Source organism: Agrobacterium sp. ST15.13.013 (genome assembly GCF_027956525.1).
In the GTDB taxonomy this organism is placed as follows: Bacteria; Pseudomonadota; Alphaproteobacteria; order Rhizobiales; family Rhizobiaceae; genus Agrobacterium; species Agrobacterium salinitolerans.
On record NZ_JAQKGP010000114.1, the window covers coordinates 1 to 392 of the forward strand.

Here is a 392-nt window from a genome sequence, read left to right on the forward strand (position 1 = left end):
CTAGCAGAAACTCGGCGAAGAGCTGCCGGTGGTGCTGTTTGGCCGCTCCCCCAGCGACAGCGCCCTGCCGCTGGTGATGACCGACTCGGTCACCCCAACGGCCGAGCTAATCTCCCGTATCGCGCCTCAGCATGCGGACGAGTTCTGGTTTCTCGGCGGCCAGCCGCGGCTGTCGCCGTCGCGCGACCGGCTGGCGGGGTTCACCCAGGGCCTGGCCCAGGCGGGGATCACGCTGCGCCCTGAGTGGGTGATCAACGGCAACTACCACCCCAGCTCCGGCTATGAGATGTTCGCGGCGCTCTGCGCTCGGCTGGGGCGTCCGCCGAAGGCGCTCTTCACCGCGGCCTGCGGGCTGCTCGAAGGGGTGCTGCGCTATATGAGCCAGCATCATC

1 protein-coding gene is annotated in these 392 nt (G+C 68.6%); it reads left to right on the forward strand.

The window, feature by feature from the left end; genetic code table 11:
* Window positions 1-28: 28 nt before the first annotated feature.
* Window positions 29-392, forward strand: a 364-nt coding sequence (locus PL597_RS26140) for a substrate-binding domain-containing protein (RefSeq protein WP_333781954.1), incomplete at its 3' end; no start/stop codon positions are given.